The organism is Salinispora sp. H7-4 (assembly GCF_013416675.1).
Lineage (GTDB): Bacteria > Actinomycetota > Actinomycetes > Mycobacteriales > Micromonosporaceae > Micromonospora > Micromonospora vitiensis.
Genome location: NZ_JABZED010000016.1, coordinates 36777 through 58428, shown reverse-complemented (window position 1 = coordinate 58428; position 21652 = coordinate 36777). Strand labels below are relative to the sequence as shown.

General features: G+C 70.7%; 24 protein-coding genes. 23 read left to right on the top strand and 1 reads right to left on the bottom strand.

Annotated elements, in window-relative coordinates; genetic code table 11:
- Positions 1-204 precede the first annotated feature (204 nt).
- The 17 genes from H0524_RS11355 to H0524_RS11275 all read left to right on the top strand — a co-directional run bounded on the left by H0524_RS11355 (position 205) and on the right by H0524_RS11275 (position 16728).
- Positions 205-1611 carry an FtsW/RodA/SpoVE family cell cycle protein gene (locus tag H0524_RS11355; RefSeq protein ID WP_255435907.1) on the top strand — a complete coding sequence of 469 codons (1407 nt, stop codon included), beginning with the start codon at positions 205-207 and terminating at the stop codon, positions 1609-1611.
- Positions 1611-2717, top strand: a complete 1107-nt coding sequence (gene murG, locus H0524_RS11350; RefSeq protein WP_180198617.1) for an undecaprenyldiphospho-muramoylpentapeptide beta-N-acetylglucosaminyltransferase — start codon at positions 1611-1613, stop codon at positions 2715-2717. The genes H0524_RS11355 and murG overlap by 1 nt, the downstream gene beginning before the upstream one ends.
- Entirely contained in the window at positions 2714-4258 is a 1545-nt protein-coding gene (gene murC / locus H0524_RS11345; protein WP_180198616.1) for a UDP-N-acetylmuramate--L-alanine ligase, read from the top strand. The genes murG and murC overlap by 4 nt, the downstream gene beginning before the upstream one ends.
- A 32-nt stretch (positions 4259-4290) precedes the next feature.
- Entirely contained in the window at positions 4291-5073 is a 783-nt protein-coding gene (locus H0524_RS11340; protein WP_180198765.1) for an FtsQ-type POTRA domain-containing protein, read from the top strand.
- Positions 5074-5298: 225 nt separating this feature from the next.
- Complete coding sequence (gene ftsZ, locus H0524_RS11335) at positions 5299-6414, top strand: cell division protein FtsZ (RefSeq protein ID WP_018726752.1); 1116 nt, start codon at positions 5299-5301, stop codon at positions 6412-6414.
- 9 nt (positions 6415-6423) lie between these two features.
- Complete coding sequence (locus H0524_RS11330) at positions 6424-7170, top strand: YggS family pyridoxal phosphate-dependent enzyme (RefSeq protein WP_180198615.1); 747 nt, start codon at positions 6424-6426, stop codon at positions 7168-7170.
- Between the two features lie 187 nt (positions 7171-7357).
- Complete coding sequence (locus H0524_RS11325) at positions 7358-8038, top strand: cell division protein SepF (RefSeq protein WP_180198614.1); 681 nt, start codon at positions 7358-7360, stop codon at positions 8036-8038.
- Positions 8039-8068: 30 nt separating this feature from the next.
- A complete protein-coding gene (locus tag H0524_RS11320) occupies positions 8069-8377 on the top strand; it encodes a YggT family protein (RefSeq protein ID WP_018726749.1) in 309 nt (102 codons plus the stop codon).
- A 41-nt stretch (positions 8378-8418) separates the two neighbouring features.
- A complete protein-coding gene (locus tag H0524_RS11315; RefSeq protein WP_180198613.1) occupies positions 8419-9231 on the top strand; it encodes a DivIVA domain-containing protein in 813 nt (270 codons plus the stop codon).
- 112 nt (positions 9232-9343) lie between these two features.
- Positions 9344-9898, top strand: coding sequence for a hypothetical protein (locus H0524_RS11310; RefSeq protein ID WP_180198612.1), 555 nt, complete (start codon positions 9344-9346; stop codon positions 9896-9898).
- Complete coding sequence (locus H0524_RS11305; protein ID WP_180198764.1) at positions 9882-10205, top strand: DUF167 domain-containing protein; 324 nt, start codon at positions 9882-9884, stop codon at positions 10203-10205. The genes H0524_RS11310 and H0524_RS11305 overlap by 17 nt, the downstream gene beginning before the upstream one ends.
- Before the next feature lie 637 nt (positions 10206-10842).
- The gene (locus tag H0524_RS11300) at positions 10843-11262 is read left to right on the top strand and encodes a TraR/DksA C4-type zinc finger protein (protein ID WP_018216356.1); all 420 of its coding nucleotides are present in this window, start codon (positions 10843-10845) and stop codon (positions 11260-11262) included.
- Positions 11263-11325: 63 nt separating this feature from the next.
- Entirely contained in the window at positions 11326-12027 is a 702-nt protein-coding gene (gene lspA / locus H0524_RS11295; protein ID WP_180198611.1) for a signal peptidase II, read from the top strand.
- Positions 12024-12968 carry an RluA family pseudouridine synthase gene (locus tag H0524_RS11290; RefSeq protein WP_018726744.1) on the top strand — a complete coding sequence of 315 codons (945 nt, stop codon included), beginning with the start codon at positions 12024-12026 and terminating at the stop codon, positions 12966-12968. Before lspA ends, H0524_RS11290 begins: the two co-directional genes overlap by 4 nt.
- Positions 12969-13016: 48 nt before the next feature.
- Positions 13017-14216: a hypothetical protein gene (locus tag H0524_RS11285; RefSeq protein ID WP_180198610.1), complete on the top strand. Its 1200-nt coding sequence runs from the start codon at positions 13017-13019 to the stop codon at positions 14214-14216.
- Positions 14217-14281: 65 nt separating this feature from the next.
- Entirely contained in the window at positions 14282-15841 is a 1560-nt protein-coding gene (locus H0524_RS11280; RefSeq protein ID WP_180198609.1) for an AAA family ATPase, read from the top strand.
- Positions 15842-15897: 56 nt separating this feature from the next.
- A complete protein-coding gene (locus H0524_RS11275) occupies positions 15898-16728 on the top strand; it encodes a DUF2567 domain-containing protein (RefSeq protein WP_180198608.1) in 831 nt (276 codons plus the stop codon).
- Here the strand turns inward: H0524_RS11275 and H0524_RS11270 are convergent.
- Positions 16643-17341: an LON peptidase substrate-binding domain-containing protein gene (locus H0524_RS11270; protein ID WP_180198607.1), complete on the bottom strand. Its 699-nt coding sequence runs from the start codon at positions 17339-17341 to the stop codon at positions 16643-16645. The two genes, H0524_RS11275 and H0524_RS11270, sit on opposite strands and share 86 nt — an antisense overlap.
- Before the next feature lie 107 nt (positions 17342-17448).
- Between H0524_RS11270 and hisD the strand changes: the two genes are divergently transcribed.
- Genes hisD through H0524_RS24690 form a run of 6 tightly spaced genes read left to right on the top strand, consistent with a single transcriptional unit; the run spans position 17449 to position 21639 of the window.
- Positions 17449-18771 carry a histidinol dehydrogenase gene (gene hisD / locus H0524_RS11265; protein WP_180198606.1) on the top strand — a complete coding sequence of 441 codons (1323 nt, stop codon included), beginning with the start codon at positions 17449-17451 and terminating at the stop codon, positions 18769-18771.
- Positions 18768-19844 carry a histidinol-phosphate transaminase gene (locus tag H0524_RS11260; RefSeq protein ID WP_180198605.1) on the top strand — a complete coding sequence of 359 codons (1077 nt, stop codon included), beginning with the start codon at positions 18768-18770 and terminating at the stop codon, positions 19842-19844. Before hisD ends, H0524_RS11260 begins: the two co-directional genes overlap by 4 nt.
- Entirely contained in the window at positions 19841-20452 is a 612-nt protein-coding gene (gene hisB, locus H0524_RS11255; protein ID WP_180198604.1) for an imidazoleglycerol-phosphate dehydratase HisB, read from the top strand. The genes H0524_RS11260 and hisB overlap by 4 nt, the downstream gene beginning before the upstream one ends.
- Before the next feature lie 31 nt (positions 20453-20483).
- A complete protein-coding gene (locus tag H0524_RS11250; RefSeq protein ID WP_180198603.1) occupies positions 20484-20657 on the top strand; it encodes a hypothetical protein in 174 nt (57 codons plus the stop codon).
- Positions 20654-21319: an imidazole glycerol phosphate synthase subunit HisH gene (hisH, locus tag H0524_RS11245; protein ID WP_180198602.1), complete on the top strand. Its 666-nt coding sequence runs from the start codon at positions 20654-20656 to the stop codon at positions 21317-21319. Before H0524_RS11250 ends, hisH begins: the two co-directional genes overlap by 4 nt.
- Positions 21316-21639: a hypothetical protein gene (locus H0524_RS24690; RefSeq protein ID WP_018726734.1), complete on the top strand. Its 324-nt coding sequence runs from the start codon at positions 21316-21318 to the stop codon at positions 21637-21639. The genes hisH and H0524_RS24690 overlap by 4 nt, the downstream gene beginning before the upstream one ends.
- Positions 21640-21652: the final 13 nt, after the last annotated feature.

Below are 21652 nucleotides of genomic sequence, written 5' to 3'. Positions count from 1 at the left end.
CGACGAGACGGTTGCGAGGGCCATGCCTCCCCCACCCGCGATGATGTGCGGGTGGGGGAGGGACCAGATCAAGAGGACAGCCCGGGGGCGGGGCGGCGTCGGCCGTCGGGGGGTACGCGTACCGCCGAGGTCCCGCCGGTGGCGCGGGCACCGGAGGCACCTCCGGACGCTCCGCCCCTGCGCGGTCTGAGCGCCGCCGGCGGGTTGGCCGCGCTGCGTGGCCTGCTGGACCGGCCGCTGGCCTCCTACTACCTTCTGCTGTTCAGCGTCGGCCTGCTGCTGCTGATCGGTCTCACCATGGTCTTCTCGGTGACCAGCGTGGAGGACTTCGCCGAAAGCGGCGATGCCACCGCCTCCCTGACCGAGCAGGCCATCTTCGCGGTGTTCGGGATCGTGGCCTTCTGGGCGTGCCAGCGGCTGCCGGTCCGTACCTTCCAGGCGGTCGCCTGGCCGGCCCTCGGGGGCGCGGTGGGGTTGTTGCTGCTGCTGAATCTGGTGCTGGTGCTCGGCTCGCTGGCCGGCGTCGGCCAGATCGGCCCGTTCTCCGCGGACCGGAACTGGTTGTACCTCGGGCCGTTCCAGCTCCAACCCTCCGAGCTGGCGAAGTTCGCCCTCGTCCTGTGGGGGGCCGACGTGCTCGCCCGAAAGGGCGCCCGGCTCGGCTGGTGGCGGGAGTTGGCCACGCCGCTCTTCCCGGTGCTGGGGCTGCTGTTCGTGCTGGTCGGCTACAACGACCTCGGCACGCTGCTCTGTCTGCTGGCCCTGGTCATCGGGCTGCTCTGGGCGGCTGGGGTGCGGTTGCGGGTCTTCGCGGTGTTGGGCGCGATCGGCCTGCTCGGTGTCGGTCTGCTGGTGGCGGTCGCCTCGTACGGCGCCGGGTCGAAAGGGTCGGGCGAGAATGACGAGGGCAATTTCCGGCTGGAGCGGCTGACGAATTTCTTTGACCCGCCACCGCTCGACAAGTGCAAGATCGACGAGTGCTACCAGATGCTCCAAGCTCGGTACGCGATCGAGCACGGGGGCTGGTTCGGCACCGGGTTGGGCAAGGGTTCCCTGAAGTGGGGTGCGCTCCCGGCGGCGGAGAATGACTTCATCTTCGTGATCATCGCTGAGGAGTTGGGTGCCGTCGGGTCCGGTGTGGTCGTGGCGCTCTTCGCGGTGCTCGCGTACACCGGGCTACGGATCGCGCGCCGGGTGGCCGGCCGGTTCCGGCAGCTCGCCGCCGTCGGGGTGACCGCCTGGCTGATCGGCCAGGCGATGATCAACATCGGTGGTGTGATCGGGTTGCTGCCGCTGACCGGCGTGCCGCTGCCATTCATCTCCGAGGGCGGGACCGCCCTGGTCGTCACGCTCGCCGCGGTCGGCATGCTCGCCTCGTTCGCCCGGGCCGAACCTGATGCGGCGAGAGCCCTGCATGCCCGTCCGCCGGCCCGATGGGTCCGACTAGTCTGGGCCCCGTTGCCGCCGCTCCCCGGCCGGCGCCGCCCGGGTTCCCCACCAGCTCCCCGGGTCCGGGCGCCCCGGGGACGGCATGAAGACGACCAGGCCGCACCGCGTGCCGTCCGGGCGAACCGGGCCCGGCGTGGGTCGGCCGAGGAGAGGAGACGGTGATGGGTCCGCTGCGTTCGGTGGTGCTTGCGGGAGGTGGCACCGGGGGGCACATCTACCCGCTACTCGCCTTCGCCGACTGCCTGCGCCGGCACGACTCCGGTATCCGGATCACCTGCCTGGGCACCCCCAAGGGGCTGGAGAACGAGCTGATCCCACCCGCCGGGTACGACCTGCGTCAGATCCCCGCGTACCAGCTGCCCCGCTCGGTCAACCTGGACCTGGTGAAGACCCCGGGCCGGATGTGGACCGCGGCCCGGGCGGCTGGCAAGGTCATCGACGAGGTGCAGGCCGATGCGGTGGTGGGGTTCGGCGGGTATGTCTCGGTCCCGGCGTACCTTGCTGCCTGGCGACGTGAGCTGCCGATCGTCATCCACGAGGTCAATGTGCCGCCGGGGGTGGCCAACCGGCTGGGCATGAAGTTCACCAAGCACGTCGCGGTGGGCTTCCCGCACCAGCCGGCGCAGGCCGAGTCGCTGCGCGGGGCCCGGGTGGTGGGAGTGCCGCTACGCCGGGGCATCGCCGGTCTGGACCGGACCGCCATGCGTACCGCCGCCCGTGCCCACTTCGGGCTCCGGCCGGATCTGCCGGTACTCTTCGTCGCCGGCGGATCGCAGGGCGCCCGCTCGATCAACCTGGCGGTGGTCGGGGCGGCCAAGGAACTGGCTCGGAACGGAGTGCAGGTGCTGCACGTGGTCGGTGCCCGGAACGAGGCGGTGTCGGTGCCGACCGACCTGCCCGCACCGTACGTGACGGTGCCGTACCTGTCGCAGATGGAGCTGGGGTACGCCGCGGCCGATCTGATGCTTGGCCGGGGCGGGGCGATGACCTGTGCAGAGGTGGCGGCGGTCGGGCTGCCGACGGTCTACGTGCCGTACCCGCACAGCAATCAGGAGCAGCGACGAAACGCGGTGCCGGTGGTGGAGGCCGGGGGCGGAATACTCGTTGACGACGCCGAGCTGACCCCGGCCTGGGTGGAGAGCATGGTGATCCCGCTGATCCGCGACCCGCAGCGGCTGGCCACGATGGGAACTGCCGCGGCGGCGTACGGGCATCGTGACGGCGATGAGGCGTTACTCAACTTTGTCTACGAGGCGGTGGCCCGGTGAGCGGGAACAGTACGGCGAAGTTCTCCCCGGCGGGTCAGCTGACGGCGGAGGATCTCGGCGCCATCCATCTGATCGGGGCGGGCGGGATCGGGATGAGCGGCCTGGCCCGGCTCTTTCTCACCCGTGGGATCTCGGTTTCCGGCAGCGAACTGCGCGAGTGGCCGTCCCTGGCGGGCCTGCGGGCGCTGGGTGGCACCATCCACATGACTCACGAGGCGGCCAACCTCGACGGTGTGGACACTGTCGTCTACTCCTCGGCGATCCCGCCCGACCACCTGGAGCTGGTGGAGGCGCGCCGGCGTGGCCTGCGGGTGCTGCACCGTTCCGAGGCGCTTGCCGCGGCGATGACCGGCCGCCGGACGGTCGCGGTGGCGGGCACCCACGGCAAGACCACCACCACCTCGATGGTGACCATGGTGCTTCAGCAGGCCGGGGTGGATCCGTCCTTCGTGATCGGCGGGGAGATATCCGAGGTCGGTTCCGGTGCGCACCACGGCACGGGTGAGTACTTCGTGGTGGAGGCGGACGAGAGTGACCGTTCCTTTCTGATCTATCGACCGTTTGTCTCGATCATCACCAATATTGAGGCCGACCACCTGAACACCTACGGTGACCTGGCCAACCTGGAAGCGGCCTTCGCTGACTTCGCCCGCCTCACCGACCCGGACGGCTTCATCATCACCTGCGCTGACGACGCGGGTAGCCGGCGACTGGCCGAGACGCTGCGCGCCGAGGGACGACCGGTGTACACGTACGGCACCTCGGCCGACGCGGATCTACAGCTGACCGAGATGGCCTCCTCCACCCGCGGTATCCGTTACCTCGCCGAGATCGACGGCCGGTCGCTGGGCGAGTTCCGGCTGCCGGTGCCGGGGCGGCACATGGGGCTCAACAGTGCCTCGGCGGTGCTCGCCGAGCATCTGTTGGACCTGCCACTGGAGGCGGCGCAGGCCGCGCTGGCGGCCTTTCCCGGCGTTCGGCGGCGCTTCGAGCGTAAGGGCGTCGCGGACGACGTGCTGGTCTATGACGAGTACGCCTACCATCCGACACCTATCGCGCTGGCGCTGCGGACGTTGCGGGAGGTGGCCGGCGACGGACGGTTGCTCGTGGTGTTCCAGCCCTATCGGCTCTACCGCACCCGCGACCTGCAGGCGGAGATCGCCGAGGCCCTCGCCATCGCTGACGAGTTGGTGCTGTTGGAGGTCTTCGGCCCGGGGGAACTCCGTGGGCCGGGGGAGGGCTCGGCGGAGCTGATCGAGGCGGTGCCGCTGCCGGCCGACCGGAAGATCTTCGTGGACTCCTGGGAGGCGGCGCCGGTCGAGGTGGCCCGCCGGGCCAGGTCGGGCGATGTCGTGGTGACGATGGGCGCGCCACCCAGCTCGCTCCTGGGCGACCAGCTACTCGACGCGCTGTCGAAGCGGGGCGTGGCGGGCACCGCCGGCACCGTGCCCGGTGGTGCCGTCGGGGGTGCGACGACGATTGGGGGCACCGTCCCCGACCTCCCGGATAGCTCCACTCCTGATGCTTCCACCGCCGGATGACTTCGCGGCCTAGGCGTCGGCGTACCTCCGGGGTGGAGGGGGGCGTCGGCCGCCGGGGGCCGGTCCGCCGCTGGCAGCTGGTTCGGGCCGGCCGGGACGCGGTGCCCGCCTCGACCCGACGGTTCATGGCCCGGGCCCGGCGGCGTCGAATGCGCGCGGTCCTGCCCTGGGCGCTCATGGTTGGCGGGCTGGCGCTGGCGGGGCTGGTCGGCTGGGTGCTGGTCGGTACTGGCCTGTTCGGGGTGCGTGAGGTGCGGGTGGAGGGGGCCGAGTTGGTGACCGCGGTCGAGGTGCGTGCTGTCGCGGGTGTGCCCGACGGCACGCCGCTGGCCCGGGTTGACCTTGCGGCCACCGCGGAGCGCATCGGTGGCCTGCCGGCAGTGGAGCGGGTTGACGTGACGCGGGACTGGCCGGATGTCCTTGTGGTTCGGCTAACCGAGCGGACCGGTGTGGCGGTGGTACCGCAGGAGGGCCAGTTTCTCGTGGTGGATGCTGCTGGGGTTGTCTTCCGTCGGCTGGCGGTTCCCCCCGACGGCCTACCGGTGATCCGGCTGGCGACGCCGGGTCCGGCCGATCCGGAGACCCAGGCCGCCCTGGCGGTGCTCGCTGAGCTCACCCCGCAGCTGCGGGCCGAGCTCGTGGACGTCACGGTGGAGGGGCTGGCCCGACTCACGCTTCACCTGCGCGATGAGCGGCGGGTGGTGTGGGGGGACGCGACGCGGGGGGCGGACAAGGCGCGAGTCGCCACCGCGTTGCTGAACGGGGCGGCGGCCACGATCGATGTCAGCGCTCCGGATGTGGTGACCGTCCGGTGATGTGTGATCTGCCCGCTGGGGCGACACGCCGCCGGGTTGCTTGGCACATTGGGCGGAGGCGCTTACGTTGCCCCGAAGAGGATCAGTGGTTGACATAAATGTAACCCTCTAGTAGAGGGTGAGGGTTTACACCGAGCCCTGGTGATGGCCGCGTCGTCAACCGTTGATCCTGGGCAAGCCGAGTGGCGCGGCCCATGCCAATCTCGAGGGGGAAAGGACCTTCAGATGACACCTCCGCATAACTACCTGGCGGTCATCAAGGTCGTCGGTATCGGTGGCGGCGGCGTGAACGCCGTCAACCGAATGATCGAGGTTGGGCTCAAGGGCGTCGAGTTCATCGCGATCAACACCGATGCGCAGGCACTGCTGATGAGTGACGCCGACGTCAAGCTCGACGTGGGGCGGGAACTGACCCGTGGTCTGGGTGCTGGTGCCAACCCAGATGTCGGTAAGAACGCGGCCGAGGACCACCGCGACGAGATCGAGGAAGTCCTGAAGGGCGCCGACATGGTCTTCGTGACCTGCGGTGAGGGCGGCGGCACCGGCACCGGCGGCGCTCCGGTGGTGGCGAACATCGCCCGCAAGCTCGGCGCGCTGACCATCGGCGTGGTCACCCGGCCGTTCTCGTTCGAGGGTAAGCGCCGCCAGGTGCAGGCAGAGGCGGGCATTGACGAGTTGCGGAACCAGTGCGACACGCTGATCGTGATCCCGAACGACCGGCTCCTTGCGCTCGGTGACCGGAACATCTCCATGATGGACGCCTTCCGCACCGCGGACCAGGTGCTCCTCTCCGGTGTCCAGGGGATCACCGATCTGATCACCACTCCCGGTCTGATCAATCTGGACTTCGCCGACGTCAAGAGCGTGATGAGCGGTGCCGGCAGCGCGTTGATGGGCATCGGTAGCGCCCGGGGTGAGAACCGGGCGGTGGAGGCGGCCGAGGCGGCTATCTCCAGTCCGCTGCTGGAGCAGAGCATGGACGGTGCGCGGGGCGTGCTGCTCTCGATCGCTGGCGGTTCTGATCTGGGGCTGTTCGAGATCAACGATGCGGCGCAACTGGTCACCGACGCGGCCCACCCGGAAGCCAACATCATCTTCGGCGCGGTGATCGACGATGCTCTCGGCGACGAGGTGCGGGTCACCGTCATCGCCGCGGGCTTCGACGGAGGCACGCCCGCATACAAGGCGGCCGAGCCGGCCCGCAAGACGAATCAGAACCAGCCGGCACCGGCGACGCCCGCGGCACCGGCGCCGCCAACCACCCCCGCCCCGCAGCAGTCGCCGCGTCGGGTTCTCTTCGACGACGTCGATGTTCCCGACTTCCTCAAGAACGGTTCCTGAGTCCTGCCGATGACCAACACCCCCGCCGCGGCGCCCACCAACCGGAGCGTCGATCTCGCAGCTGGCCTTGCCCGAGTCCGTACCCGGATCGCCGACGCCTGTGCGGCGGCCGGTCGGGACCCCGGGGCGGTGACCATGATCGCAGTGACCAAGACGTACCCGGCGAGTGACGTCGTCGCCCTGGTGGGGCTCGGGGCCACCGAGGTCGGGGAGAACCGGGACCAGGAGGCCGCAGCGAAGGCGGCCGAGGTGGCCGCGGCGGGGGTGGTGCCCCGGTGGCACTTCGTCGGCCAGCTGCAGCGGAACAAGGCGAAGTCGGTGGTCCGGTACGCCGACGTGGTGCAGTCGGTCGACAGCGTCCGGTTGGCGCGGGCGCTGGATCGGGCTTCGGCGGCCGAGCGGGACCGACCGTTGGAGGTTCTCCTTCAGGTCAGCATTGACGGGGCGCTGGGTCGCGGTGGTGCGTTGCCCGGCTCCGCCGACCTGGACGCGGGGCTCGGTCCGGTGGCCGAGGCGGTGGCGGGTGCGGACGGGCTGCGGCTTGGCGGGTTGATGGCGGTGGCACCGCTGGGCTGGGAACCGGACCGGGCGTTTGCCCGGTTGGCGGAGGTGGCGGCCGGGTTCCGGGCCCAGCATCCGCAGGCGGCGTTGTTGTCGGCCGGCATGAGCGGGGACCTGGAATCGGCGATCCGGCACGGCGCGACACATGTCCGGGTGGGCAGCGCGTTACTCGGAATGCGCCCCACGCTGCGGTAGCCTGGCCGCCAGAAGCAAATTACATCGGTGTTGTTTGGTAGGAGTGGCATTCCACTCGTCGGGTTGTGGTGCGCGACGCGAACCGCGCGCCCAGGGGGATGCCGACCCGGCGAGCAGAAATGATCCACTTGCGGCAGGCGACACGGCACGGGGGCGCGTGCCGTAGGGCGGACGGGAAGGGCGCGGGATGGGTGCGCTGCGCAAGGCGGGGGTCTGGCTCGGTCTGGTCGAGGAGGACGACGAGCGGGCTTACGACGACGGTGGCTACGACAAGGGTGACTACCGCGAGTCGCGGTATCGGTCGAGCCGATATTCCGAGGACTTCGGAGACGAGGACGATGAGGAGACCGTTCCACCCCGTTCGCGGCTTGGCGACCGGGGGCGTCTGGAGCGGGCTGCGGCGCGGGCTGGTGATGCGGACCAGGACGAGGAGGCCGAGCAGCCGGAGCGGGTCGAGCGTTCCAGTGTCCGGTCTATCACTCGGTCCGTCCCCGAGTCATCTGGCGCCCTGACCTACCACACCCGCGACAACCTGGCCTTGGCGCCGCAGGCGTCGGTTCGGGAGCGGGTCTCGGTGGAGGAGGAGCAGCGCTACCAGATCACCACGCTGCACCCGACCACCTACCGGGAGGCGCGGACCATCGGCGAGCATTTCCGAGACGGGGTCCCGGTTATCATCAACTTGACGGAGATGGACGAGGCGGATGCACGGCGACTGGTTGACTTCGCCGCTGGGCTCGCGTTCGGGCTGCGCGGTGGGTTCGAGCGCGTGACCAATCGGGTGTTCCTGCTTTCGCCGGCTAATGTCCAGGTCACCGCGGAGGACAAAGCCAAGATCGCTGAGGGCGGTTTCTTCAGCCTCAGTTGATCAGCCCGAGTGCAAGGGACGTCGCCAGCCGTGTTGTCAATCCTGCTCCAGGTCCTATATCTGGTCTTGTTTGTCTTTCTTCTCATCCTGTTGTCCCGATTTGTGTTGAGTGCTGTGCTCCAGTACGGTCGGCGGTGGCAACCAGGACGTGGGGCTTCGGCGGGGCTGGAAACCGTGTGGAGCGTCACTGATCCCCCGCTCCACGCGTTGAGGCGTGTGATCCCTCCGCTGCGAATTGGTACCGTGAGCATCGACCTGGCCTCCCTTGTGCTCCTGGTTATCCTGTTCGTGCTGATGGAGTTCGTGTTAGGGCCGTCGATCCACAGGACCACTGGATGACCGATGCGCTTTCGCGGCCGCAACTGACCCGAGGAGTTTCGATGCCGCTGACCCCGGCCGACGTCCACAACGTCGCCTTCAAAAAGCCGCCGATCGGCAAGCGGGGGTACGACGAGGAGGAGGTCGATGCCTTCCTGGACGAGGTCGAGCGCGAGCTGGCCCGTCTGATCGAGGAGAACAACGAGCTGCGCGCTCAGGTGGAGCGTGGTGGCCGCGGCGGTGGCCCCGCCGGTCCGGTCGGCCCCGGCGGTGACGCCCGGCTCGCCGCCGAGCTCAACGACGTGAAGGCTCAGCTCGACCGGGTCCAGCGGGACAAGGCCGGAGCCGAGCAGGCCGCCCGCGCGATGCAGGCGGAACTGGAGCAGGTCCGTGGCGCTGGTGTCGTGCCCGCCGGCGGCGACGGCGAGCAGCAGGCGCTCCGGGTGCTGATGATGGCCCAGCGGACCGCTGACGAGCACGTCACCGACGCCCGCCGCGAAGCCGACCAGGTGCTTTCCGAGGCGCGGTCCAAGGCCGAGGAGGTCACCCTCGAGGCGCGGGCCAAGGCCGACGCCCTGGAGCGGGACGCCCGTCAGCGGCACCAGGAGGCCATGGGTGGCCTGGACACCAAGCGCACCGCGTTGCAGGAGCACATCGAGGGGCTCAAGCAGTTTGAGCGCGAGTACCGCACCCGCCTCAAGGCGTACCTCGAGAGTCAGCTGCGTGACCTCGACAGCCGTGGGCAGGGCCCGGATGTCGAGATTGACCGGACCGATGGTGGGGGCCGCGCCGGTGGCGGCAACGGCCTCGCCGCAGCCGGTCTCGCCGGCTCCTACGGCGGCGGTCGCTCCGGTGCGCTGGAAGCCGGTCGCTGACCATTCCGGCCGGCGGTCGTCGCACTGACGGTTGCCCGGTCTCGCGCAGAATCGGAACGAGACGCGGGGGTGGGCTTTGATAGTCGCCAGTATCCTGCTCATTCTCGTTGCAGTGGTGCTGCTGGTGGCGGGCCTCGCTGATGGATCCAGCAGCCTGCTGGTCGTCTCCATCGTGGCCAGCCTGCTGGCTGCCGTCGCCCTTGTCATGGGTGCCCGCCAGGCAGCCGCGGCCCGGGCAGCGGCGGAGCAGACCCCGTCCGAGGCGGATCAGGGCGGTGGGGGTGCCGATCGGGAGTCGGGCGGCCGCATGCTTCCCGGTCAGCCTGTTCCCCCACCGATCGACCATGGCGGCACCGGGTGGCGGCAACCACCCGGGCCGCCGGTCGTAGACCCCGCACCGATTGCGGACGGCGGGCCAGCTCCAGCCGCGGTTTCCCCGGCGGAGGCAGCACGGCTGGCCCGACTCGACCGGGAGGTGTGGGTGGTTGACGCCCACCCCAACTACCACCTGGCCGACTGTGGGGAGCTACTCGGCGAGCCGGAGCCGCTTCCCGTCGCCGAGGCGATAGACCTCGGCTTTACCCCTTGTGCGCACTGCGCCCCGGTCGCCGCCCTGTTGACGGCGGAAGGACGGATCGCCAGTGGCGGTGCTGGTGCCGGTGCCTGAGGCGCCAGCCGCCCACGGCGGTGACTCGTTGACTGTCGCGGTCCGGATCAAGCCGGGGTCGTCCCGGTCCCGAGTAGGGGGCCGCTACCTGGGCCCATATGGCCCTGCTCTGATAATCGCGGTGACGGCACCACCGGTGGACGGGCGGGCCACCGAGGCGGCACGCCGTGCCCTCGCCGAGGCGCTCGGTGTCCGGCGGGGAGCGGTCTTGTTGGGCGCTGGGGCGGCCAGCCGAAACAAGATCTTTTATGTCGGTGGGGTAAGCGCCGAGATCACCCGGTTGCTGCGCCAACTCCGCGACGGATAGGGCGGGCCGGCGACCACGCGCCCATGCCTTGCGCCTGGCACTCGCCCCAGGCGCCCGGTCCCCAGGCGCCCGGTCCCCAGGCGCCGGGTCCCCAGGCCCCCGCCCCAGGCGCCCGGTCCCCAGGCCCCCGCCCCAGGCCCGGTCCCCAGGCCCTCGGCCCCGGCACTTGCCCCGGCCTCGTTTCTGAGCCATCGCCCTGCCCGGCCCAGCCCTGCTGGGCTGGGCAGCGGGTGCTGCTGGTTGGTTGCGGTGGCTACTTTTCCGCCCCGGCCGGCAGCAGTCTGCTCTCCCGGCGTCCGATGCGGCGGGACGCTTCCGAGGCGGCGGACCGAGGTGTAGCGGTGGCTGCGGCCCGTTATCTGGCAGCGGCGGGTGGCGTACGGGTTTGGCGATTACGGCGAGGGCCGGAGTGATCAGTCTGCTAGCGTTCCTTTTGCCCGAGATGTGTAAATTCGGGGTGAGCGTCAGGGTGTCGGTGCGCCAGATTGTCCGACGCCTGTACGTTCCGTATCCTTGCGAACCTCCGGAGTGCGTGGCCGCGTGGCTGCGCGCCCGTTTTGTACCTGGGGGCGCCGAACGCGGCGACCTCTGTCCAGGTGCCGCGGCCCTCCGCGGCTCCGCGGCTAAGGGAGCGACGATGGCGAAGCCAGCCGACACCAGGACCGCCGGCCGTAAGCCGGCGACCAAGTCCACCCGCAGCGCGGCGGAGACCGAGAAGATCCGGGCAGCCCTGGCAGCACGGCGGGACGAACTCCGTGCCGAGTATGATCAGACGTTGAGCGAGATCACCGAGCTGCAGCGCGACCGGCTGACCGACTCGGCCGGGGATGACCAGGCCGACACCGGCACCAAGACGTTCGAGCGGGAGCAGGAGATTTCCCTCGCGAACAGCATCCTGGAACGGATCACGCAGGTCGAGCGGGCACTGGAACGGCTCGATGAGGGTGGCTACGGCTGGTGCGAACGGTGCGGCACCCCGATCCCGGTGGAGCGGCTGGCTGCCTTCCCGTCGGCGACCCTCTGCGTGACCTGTAAGCAGCTGGCGGAGCGGCGCTGAGACCTCGCTCTCCAGTAGCCCGGTGAGGTGGCGTCCGCCACCGCGAGCTTCGATGGGGAGTAGATGACCGCAGGACCGACCCCGGGATCCGGCCGTGCCGAGGCGACCGGGTCAACCGGGCCCGCCGAGGGCCCTCGGACCACCGGGCCGGACGGCGCCGCCGAGGCGGATGGGTCGCACGGCGACGCCGAGTCGCACGGCGCCATCGACCGTGCACCGACCCGGCGCCGCGCCGCGTCGGTCCTGCTCGGCATCGGCCTCACCGTGTGGGCGCTCGACTTCGGGACCAAACATCTGGCACTTCAGGCACTGGAGGGCCGGGAGCCGGTCAAGCTCCTGGGCGGCCTGGTATATCTCAGCCTCACCCGCAACAGCGGCGCGGCGTGGAGCATCGGCGCCGACCACACCTGGATCTTCTCACTGATCACCATCCTCGTGATCGGCTGGATCCTCTGGACGGCGCTGCGCCTGCGCTCCCTACCCTGGGCGGTGTCGTTGGGGCTGGTGCTTGGTGGGGCACTCGGAAACCTGATGGACCGAATCTTCCGTGCTCCGGGCTGGTTCGTCGGTCACGTGGTCGACATGATCAGTGTCCTGGAGCCGTACGGCCGGGCCTTTCCGGTGTTCAACGTGGCCGATAGCGCCCTGGTCTGCGGCGTCTTCTTCGCGGTTTTCCTGGAACTGACCGGCCGCCAGCGCGACGGCAGCCGGCTCGGCCGGGACGGACGACAGGTGACCCCCACCGTGCCGCGGGAGCGGGCATGACGGCGGCGTACGCGGCCAGCGGCGAGCAACGATCGCTGCCAGTCCCGGATGGGCTCGACGGACTCCGCCTGGACCAGGCCGTGGCGCGGCTCTTCGGGCTCTCCCGGACGACCGCGGCGGCCCTGGTTGACGCGGGCGCCGCACTGGTCGATGGCACGGCACGGGCTAATTCCTACAAGATTCGGGCCGGGTCCTGGCTGGAGGTGACGCTGCCGGCGCCGGCAGCTCCGCCGGCCGTCGTGCCGCAGGCGGTGTCCGGCCTGGGCGTCGTGTATGCCGACGACGACATCGTGGTGGTGGACAAGCCGGTCGGCGTGGCCGCTCACCCCAGTCCCGGTTGGACCGGACCGACGGTGATCGGTGGGCTTGCCGCGATCGGTCACCGGATCGCCACCAGCGGTGCGGCCGAGCGGCAGGGCGTGGTGCACCGGCTCGACGTCGGCACGACCGGGATCATGGTGGTGGCCAAGAGCGAGCAGGCCTACACCTTCCTGAAACGCGCGTTCAAGTACCGCGAGGTGGAGAAGCGCTACCACGCCGTGGTGCAGGGGCACCTCGATCCGTTGCGGGGCACCATCGACGCTCCGATCGATCGGCACCCACACCACGACTACCGTTGGGCGGTGGTCTCGGGCGGTAAGCCCAGCATTACCCACTACGACACCCTTGAGGCGTTTCCGGCGGCCAGTCTGGTGGACGTACGGCTGGAGACGGGCCGTACCCACCAGATCCGAGTGCATTTCTCGACGCTGCGCCACCCCTGTGTGGGCGACCTCACTTACGGAGCTGATCCCACCCTCGCCAAGCGGCTCGGCCTGGATCGGCAGTGGCTACACGCCCGGGAGTTGGGCTTCCGTCATCCCCGAACAGGGGAGGAGGTCTGCTTCGTCAGCGACTACCCTGACGATCTGGACCGCGCTCTGGGAATCCTGCGGGACTGAGCGCGGCCATGACCTGACCGATCCAACGCGACGAGGGGGTCTCCGTCCGTGCGCTCCGGTGACCTGCTGCGCCAGCTGGACCAGCGGCTGTTACCCCACCTCGTGGGCGCGGCTAACCGGCTGGCCCAGGGTTCTGCCCAACCCAGGCTCCTCCTCGGGGCTGTGCTGCTTTCCTGTCTTGCGGTGACGGTCACCGCGGTGTGGGGCACCGGCACTCCGCCGGCCGGTAACCCCACTGCGGACGACGTGACCCGGGTCGGGGTGGCCGCCGGGGAGTCAATTCCTGGCTATCTGCAGGACGCCACGGACGACCTGGCAGCGCTGCCGGCGGCAGCCCCATCCCCGGAGAGCGGCACCTTCGCGCTGGTCTCGCTGTCGGCGTATCTGACGCCGGATCAGGCCGCCAACGTCTTCAGTGACGTGCCGGTCGCCGCTGTTATCGGCCGGGTACCACTACCTGAGCGGCAGACGGAGGTTGTCCGGATCGACGTGCCGGGCCCGCCGGAAGACGTGATCACCGCCATGGTTCACCTGGCGGCCCGCAAGGACCGGGAGGCGGGTGACTATCGGGCCCGGGCCGCCGCGGTCACTGAGGGGAGACCGGAGCAGCGCGAACAGCGCGAGTTGTACCTCAGCGCAGCGCAGATGGCGGAGGCCGAGGCAACGGCGTACCGTGGCGGGTGCGCGTGCGTCTACGCGGCGGTGGTCCGCGCGGAGCCGGTCGAGTTGCGCCAAGTGGCATCCCAGCCGGATGTGCGGGTCGTTGATCCCGCGCCGGAGGTGCGTCGGCTGGACCGCACTGTTTTCACCCCGCCCCTGCCGGAGCAGGACGTGGTGGCGCACCCCCTTGCGGATTCCGATCTGACCACCCCCGATCCGGTGTTCCCTGATCCGGTTATTCCTGACCCGGTGGTCCCGGATCCAGCGGTTTCCGATCCGGTGGTTCCCGACCCGGCGGTCCCGGATCCGGTCGCCACCCCCACGCCGGTGCCCCCCACCCCGGTGGTCCCGGATCCGGTCCCCACCCCGAGCCCCGAACCGGTGACTCCCAGCCCGCCGACGCCGACGGAGGAACCAGTTCCCGGCTCAGCCCCAGAGGCGAAGAAGTCACCATCAATTTCACCGACCCCCGACCTTGCGTCCGGGGCGCCACCCACGCCGGCCACCTTGGCGAACGTGGTCGGCAGCGGTGCCTCCGAGCCGGTTTCGGAAGCTGAGGTCGGCCCGGTGGCAGGCGGATCGGTATAGCCCTAATAGGCTTTCGTTCGTAGCCTGTCAGTCGGGGCAGCAGCATGGAGCTGGGAGGGCGAGCCGTGGAGGGCAGCGAGACCGGCTGGGGTCAGCCGGCCGAACCGGCACCGCGGTGGCGGGCGTTGCTCGACCGGGCGCGGCTCGGTAACCGCGCGGCCGAGCCGGCTGGGCCGGACCGGCCTGGGCCTGCGGCCCAGGCCGAGCCAATGCCCCGACGGGCCGACGGCAACGGCTACGCGGCCCGTGTGCCGGCAGTCGGGTCGCACATGCCAGGCTCCGGCTTGCCGCCCGCCGAGGTGCCGTATACGGAGTCGCGAACCTACGGGGCTGATGCGCGGGACGCGGGGCACCGGGGTGAGCCGGCATACCGGGGTGAGCCGGCATACCGGGGTGAGCGGGGATTACCGGCCGAGCCGGCGTATGGGGCTGATCCGGGTTACCGGGTCCCGTCGGTGCCGGCTCCGCAGCCCCGCTACTCCGAACCGGAGGCACCGCCGGCGCCGTCCCGCTATGCCTTGCTGGACAACGGCTACCGGCATGCGCCCCCGGCAGAGAACGGCTATCGGACTGAGCCGGCGCCCCAGGCTGATCCCGGGAATCGATCGGGGAACGACTACCGGTCTGAGCCGGCGTATCGGCCTGAGCCGGCGTATCGGTCTGAGCCGGCGTATCGGTCTGAGCCGGCGTATCGGTCTGAGCCGGCGTATCGGCCTGAGCCGGCGTATCGGTCTGAGCCGGCGTATCGGTCTGAGCCGGCGTACCAGCCCGCGGTAGGCCGGGGCTACGCTCGGCTGGAGTGGCGTCCGCCGCCGAGTGGATCGGAGCGCGCGGCAAACGTACTCCGGGGGGAACTCGGCGGCCCCCGGGTGCTGGCTTTCGCGAATCCCAAGGGCGGCGTGCACAAAACCACTGCGACCGTGCTGGCCGCTGCGACTGTCGGCAGCGTGCGCGGCCGGGGCGTGCTGGCCTGGGACGACAACGAGCTACGGGGCACGCTCGGGCTGCGTGCGGGCAGTGCCCGGCACGCCCGTACCATCCGGCACCTGATCAGCGACCTCGCGCACATCGAGATCAAGGATGGCCCGGAGCTGCTGGAGCAGCTCGACGACTATCTCCGGCACGCCTCAGACGGCTCGTACGACGTGCTGGCGGGTGAGGAGAGTCCCCGGTTCGCCCAACGGCTGGACCAGTTCACCGTCCGGCGGGTGCTGGAGCTGCTCCGCCGCACCCACGACGTGATCTGCGTGGACACCGGCAACAACGTGGAGAGCCCCAACTGGCGTACCGTCATGCAGGCCGCCGACCAACTTGTGGTCACCACGGTGCCGCGGGAAGATGCCGCGTTCAGCGCGGACTGGATGCTCGACCTGCTACACGAGGTGGGCATGGGGGAGTTGGCTGACAACGCGGTGACGCTGATCTCGTGCCCGACCCCAGGGCACAGTGAGCTCCGGGCCGACCTGGAACGCCACTTCGCCACCCGGACTCGGGCGGTGACTGTGGTGCCATATGACCCGATCCTGGAGTCCGGCTCGTCAATCGAGTACCACCAGCTCCAGCCGGCGACCCGGGAGGCGTGGTTGAGCGCCGCCGCGGTGATGCTGGAGCCATTCGCCCGCTGAGTGGCGTGTCGTCCACCGGCGCCCCATGGCGCCGCCACTCCTGAGAGGATCACCGGGTGAGCGCGGACACCCCCGACCCCGACCGGCCCAGTTCCGGGGCTCTACCGCCGTACGCCGAGTCGCTGGGCGATGGCCGCACGTCGCCGCCGTACCCAGATCGTGCTTCGGCCATCGGGCCGGTACCGCCCGCCTCGTTGACCTGGTACGAGGTGCCGCTCGTTGCCGAGGTGCCGCGGACCCGGCTCCGGCCACAGCTCGGGTGGGCGGCGGCGGGAGCATTCGGGGTGCTGATCCTCGGGGTCCCGCTGGGGTTACTCTGGGCCACGCTGGCCCCCGACACCCCGGTGCTGCAGACCGAGTCGGGCGCTGTCTACGGCGAGTCGCAGCCGGAGCAGCCGATCGCCGCCGACGGTTGGTTCAGCCTGCTCGGTTTCGGCTTCGGCGTCCTGGTCGCGGTCGGCCTCTGGTTCCTGTTGCGTCGTTACCGGGGTCCGATCGGACTGGCTGCCGCCGTGCTTGGGTCGCTGGGCGCGGCGCTGGTCGCCTGGCAGGTCGGCCAACAGGTGGGGCTGGCCACCTTCGAGCACCTGTTGGCGACCGCCGCGGAGGGGCAGACCTTCGGCCAACCCGCGCGACTGCGGGCCGGCGGCGTGGGGTGGTGGGGTCCACTGCCGGTGCCGTACGGCAACGTGCTGCTGCCCGCGTTTGGCGCGGCGGTCGGTTACACCCTGCTGGCGGGCTGGTCCCGTTGGCCGTCGTTGCGTCCGGAGCCGGCACCCGACTGGTCGACCGGGCCGGGCGTCAGTTGGGCGTCGGCGGAGACGCCAGCTCCTTCAGCGGCACCGGAACCGCCCGGACCTGGCGCAGCAGAGCCGCCTCGCGGCTGAGCAGTCGCAGCTCGGCGCGGAGCCGGTCAGCGGTGTCGTCGATGGCGAGTAACCGCTGTCGGTCGGCGAGGGTCAGCGCGGCCGTCGCGGCGACCAGGTGCGACAGGACGGTCGGATCCTCCGGGAGCTGCTCCGAGGCATCCTCCGGGTCGGCGCGGATCAGGCCCAGGTACCGCCGGAAGGCCGCGGTCACCCGGGCGGACAGCTCCCCGGCCTGGTCCGGGGGGTCCGGGTCGGGCAACCACTCGACCTCGGCAGTCAGGTAGGGAGCGCTGGCCCGGTTGACGCTGTCTATCCGGAACCGCTGCCGACCCACGGTGACGATGTCGTAGCCACCGTCCGGCAGCTCGGTCACCTGGCGCAGCTCGGCGGTGCAGCCCACCTCGTGCAGCGTGACGTCGTCCTCGGGCAGCGGGCGGCCGTCGGGCGCGGTGGGAGCGACATCCCAACCGGTCCGGATCGCCACCACGCCGAACTCGCGTGGGGGCTGCTCCGGCAGGGTGAGTAGGTGGCGCACCAGTGCGCGGTATCGATCTTCGAAGATGTGTAGCGGCAGCACCAGACCGGGGAAGAGAACGGTCCCGAGCGGGAACACCGGCAGCCGCGCAGTCACGGATCGAGGGTAGCCCGATCCGGCTCCGGAGGGTGTGTCTCGGCTCATTGTCTCGTCGTGTGGGCGGTGCCGGTCAGCCCGGACCCGGGCCGCCTAGACTCGCAGGGGTGTTGCACCGGATCGACCTACGTGGCGGGGTTCGTGACCCGCGCCGCCTGCTGCCCCGTGCCCGGCTCGATGTCTCCGCGGCTGTCGAGCAGATCCGTCCGCTCGTGGCGGCGGTGCGGGAGCATGGCTACTCGGCGATCCGGGCGGCGAGCGAGCGGTTCGACGGGGTCTCGCCGGAGGTGCTGCGGGTCCCGGCGGAGGCGATAGCCGAGGCTGAGGGCACGCTCGACCCGCAGGTTCGCGCCGCGTTGTTGGAGTCGATCAACCGGGCCCGCCGGGTGCACGTCGCGCAGCGTCGTAGCGACCACACCACACAGGTCGTACCGGGTGGTGTGGTCACCGAGCGCTGGGTGCCGGTTGACCGGGTCGGGCTCTACGTGCCCGGTGGCCTGGCGATGTACCCGTCAACAGTGGTCATGAACGTGGTGCCCGCGCAGGAGGCCGGGGTGCGTTCGCTGGTCGTGGCCAGTCCACCGCAGAAGGACAACGGCGGGTTGCCCGACCCGCGGGTACTCGCCGCCTGCGCCCTGCTTGGGGTGACCGAGGTGTACGCCGTTGGCGGCGCGCAGGCGGTGGCGATGCTCGCGTACGGCAGTGCGGTTGACCCGGACGGCGCCGCCTTCTGCCCGCCGGTTGATCTGATCACCGGCCCGGGCAACATCTGGGTCACCGCCGCCAAGCGGTTGCTGCGGGGCGTGGTCGGTATCGACGCCGAGGCAGGTCCCACCGAGATCGCGATCCTGGCCGACCACACCGCCGATCCGGTGCACGTGGCCGCCGACCTGATCAGCCAGGCCGAGCACGATCCGCTCGCGGCGAGTGTGCTGGTCACCCCGTCGGTGGAGCTGGCCGACGCGGTGGACCGGGAGTTGGCCCGGCAGGTACCGGCGACCCGGCACACCGAGCGGGTGAGCACCGCGCTCACCGGAGAGCAGAGCGGCGTCGTCCTCGTTGCGGACCTGGTGGCCGGGCTGCGGGTGGTGGACGCCTACGCGGCCGAGCATCTGGAGGTCCAGACCGAGAACGCCCGCGAGTGGGCGCTGCGGGTGCGCAACGCCGGAGCGATCTTCGTCGGGGCCTGGTCGCCGGTGTCGCTCGGCGACTACTGCGCCGGCTCCAACCATGTGCTACCCACCGGGGGCTGTGCCCGGCACTCGTCGGGCCTATCGGTGCAGTCCTTTCTGCGCGGTGTTCACCTGGTGGAATACACGCAGGACGCGCTGCGGGACGTGGCGCCGCACGTGGTCGCCCTGGCGACGGCCGAAAACCTGCCGGCACACGGCCAGGCGGTCACCGCCCGGCTGCCGGAGGGAGCGCTGTGACCAGCCGGGACGACCTGCCGATCCGGGCGGACCTGCGCGGGCTGACCCCGTACGGGGCGCCGCAGCTGGATGCGTCGGTGCGGCTGAACACGAACGAGAACTCGTACCCGGTGCCGGACGCGGTGGCCGAGACGATCGGCCGGGCGATCGCCGCCGAGCTGCGGGACCTCAACCGGTACCCGGACCGGGACGCGGTGGCGCTCCGTGGTGACTTGGCGGCGTACCTGGGCGCCGGGTTCAACCTGGATCACATCTGGGCGGCCAACGGCTCCAACGAGGTCCACCAGCAGCTGCTCCAGGTCTTCGGCGGGCCGGGACGGACCGCGCTCGGTTTCCTGCCGGCATATTCGATGCATCCGCTGCTGGCGCTCGGCACCGGCACCCGGTGGGCGCCGGCCCGACGCGGCGTCGACTTCGGGCTGACCGTCGCCGAGGCGGTGGCACAGGTCCGTGAGCACCGCCCGGACGTGGTCTTTCTCTGCTCACCGAACAATCCCACCGGCACCGTCCTGGACCTGGCGGTGGTCTCTGCGGTGCTGGCCGAGGCGCCGGGGATGGTGGTGGTGGACGAGGCGTACGCGGAGTTCGCCCGGGCCGGCACGGTCAGCGCCCTGTCGCTGTTGGGTGACCATCCCCGGCTGGTGGTGACCCGCACCATGAGCAAGGCGTTCGGGTTCGCCGGCGGCCGGCTGGGCTACCTGGCCGCCGACCCGGCGGTGGTGGCGGCCGTGCAACTCGTCCGGCTGCCGTACCACCTGTCGGCGCTGACCCAGGCGGCGGCGCGGGCCGCCCTGGCGCATCGCGACGAGTTGCTGAGCACCGTCTCGGCGATCAGGGTGCAGCGGGACCGGATCGTGACCGAGCTCCGGGCCCGCGGTCATCGGGTCGCCGACAGCGATGCCAACTTTGTGCTGTTCGAGGTCGGCGGGGACCAGCGGGCCGCATGGCAGGTCCTGCTCGACGCCGGGGTGCTGGTTCGCGACGTCGGCCTGCCCGGCTGGCTGCGGGTCACCGCCGGCACCCCCGCCGAGACCGATGCCTTCCTGATCGCTGTGGAGAAGCTTTCGTCATGAGTCGCACCGCCCGGGTCGAGCGGGTCACCCAGGAAACCAAGGTTCTCGTCGAGGTCGACCTCGACGGTAGCGGCAAGGCCGACATCGAGACCGGTGTCGGCTTCTATGACCACATGCTGCACCAGGTCGCCCGGCACGGCGGGTTTGATCTCACCGTGCACACCGTCGGCGACCTCCACATCGATGCGCACCACACGATGGAGGACACCGCGTTGGCGCTGGGCGTCGCGGTTGACCGCGCGCTGGGGGACCGGGCCGGCATCCGGCGGTACGGCTCGGCTACCGTCCCGATGGACGAGGTGTTGGTCCGGGCCGCCGTTGATCTCTCGGGTCGGCCGTACGTCGTGCATGACGAGCCGGCGCTCGCCCCGTACATCGGCCCGGTCTACCCGACCAGCATGACCCGGCACATCTGGGAGTCCTTCGGTCAGTCGGCCCGGGTCACGCTGCACGTTGACGTGCTGCGGGCGGCCCGGCCGGGCGGACACCCAGACGCCCACCACGTGGTGGAGGCCCAGTTCAAGGCGGTGTCCCGGGCGTTGCGCGAGGCGACGGCAGTGGACCCGCGGACTGCCGGCGTGGTGCCCAGCACGAAGGGGAAACTGTGAGGACCGTGGTCGTGAGTGGAGGGTGGCGCTGATGGGTGGGGTGCTGCCGACCCTGTTGCTGATTCTGGCCGGGGTGCTGGTCGGCGGGGTGGTCTCGTTGCACCGGCAGGGTGCGCCGCGTGGTGTGGTGCTCACCACCGCGGCGCTGGCCATGTTGGCGGCGGTCGCCGGGGGCCTGTGGTTGCTGCCGGGGGAGGGCTCGTGAGCAGGGTCGTGGTGCTGGACTACGGGTCGGGGAATCTTCGCTCCGCGGAGCGTGCCCTCGCGGCGGCCGGCGCGGAGGTGACGGTGACCGACGATCTGGCCGCCGCTGCCGAGGCGGACGGCCTGGTGGTCCCCGGTGTCGGGGCTTTCGCCGCCTGTATGGCGGGAATAACGGCGCTGGGCGCCGGTCCGGTGATAGTCGAGCGGATCGCTGCCGGCCGCCCGGTGCTCGGCATCTGCGTCGGGATGCAGGTGCTCTTCGAGCGCGGTGCCGAGCACGGTGTGGTGACCGATGGTCTTGGGTTGTTGCCCGGGCAGGTGGGTCAACTCCCCGCTGCACGGCTGCCGCACATGGGCTGGAACACGGTCGCTCCGCCGGCCGATTCGGTGCTCTTCGCCGGCCTGGGCGAGAGCCGGTTCTACTTCGTGCACTCATACGCGGCGGACGGTGCGGCCGGGTTGGCCGCTGCCGGTGCCGCCGTGACCACCGCCCACCATGGGGCGGAGTTCGTGGCGGCCGTGGAGCGGGGTCCACTCAGCGCCGTCCAGTTCCATCCGGAGAAGTCCGCCGATGCTGGTGCCGCGCTGTTGCGCAACTGGTTGGGCACGCTTTCGTCGAGCGTCCAGCCGGCGACCGGCCACGCTGCTGGGGGGCGTCGGTGAGCAAGGAGCGGGCGCGGCGTCGGGCTGCTCGGGAGGCGGAGGCAGCGCAGCGGCGGGCGGTGCGGCAGCGGCAGCTCGCCCGGCAAGCCCAGCGGCGGGCGCTGTTTCGTCGGCTGACTCCGACGGTACGCCGGGGGCGGATCGGCCGGCTGCCCCGGCGAACCCGGGGCGAGCGCGCCGCGATCGTGCTGTCGACGGTGGCCGTGATCCTGATGATCTGGACCCTGGTAGATGATCTTGCGTTGCGGTTCGGGCTGGTCGCGCTCCTGCTGCTCGTACTGCCGGCGATCGTGGTGATCGCCCTGGACCGTCGTTCCTGATTCGAGGAGATGT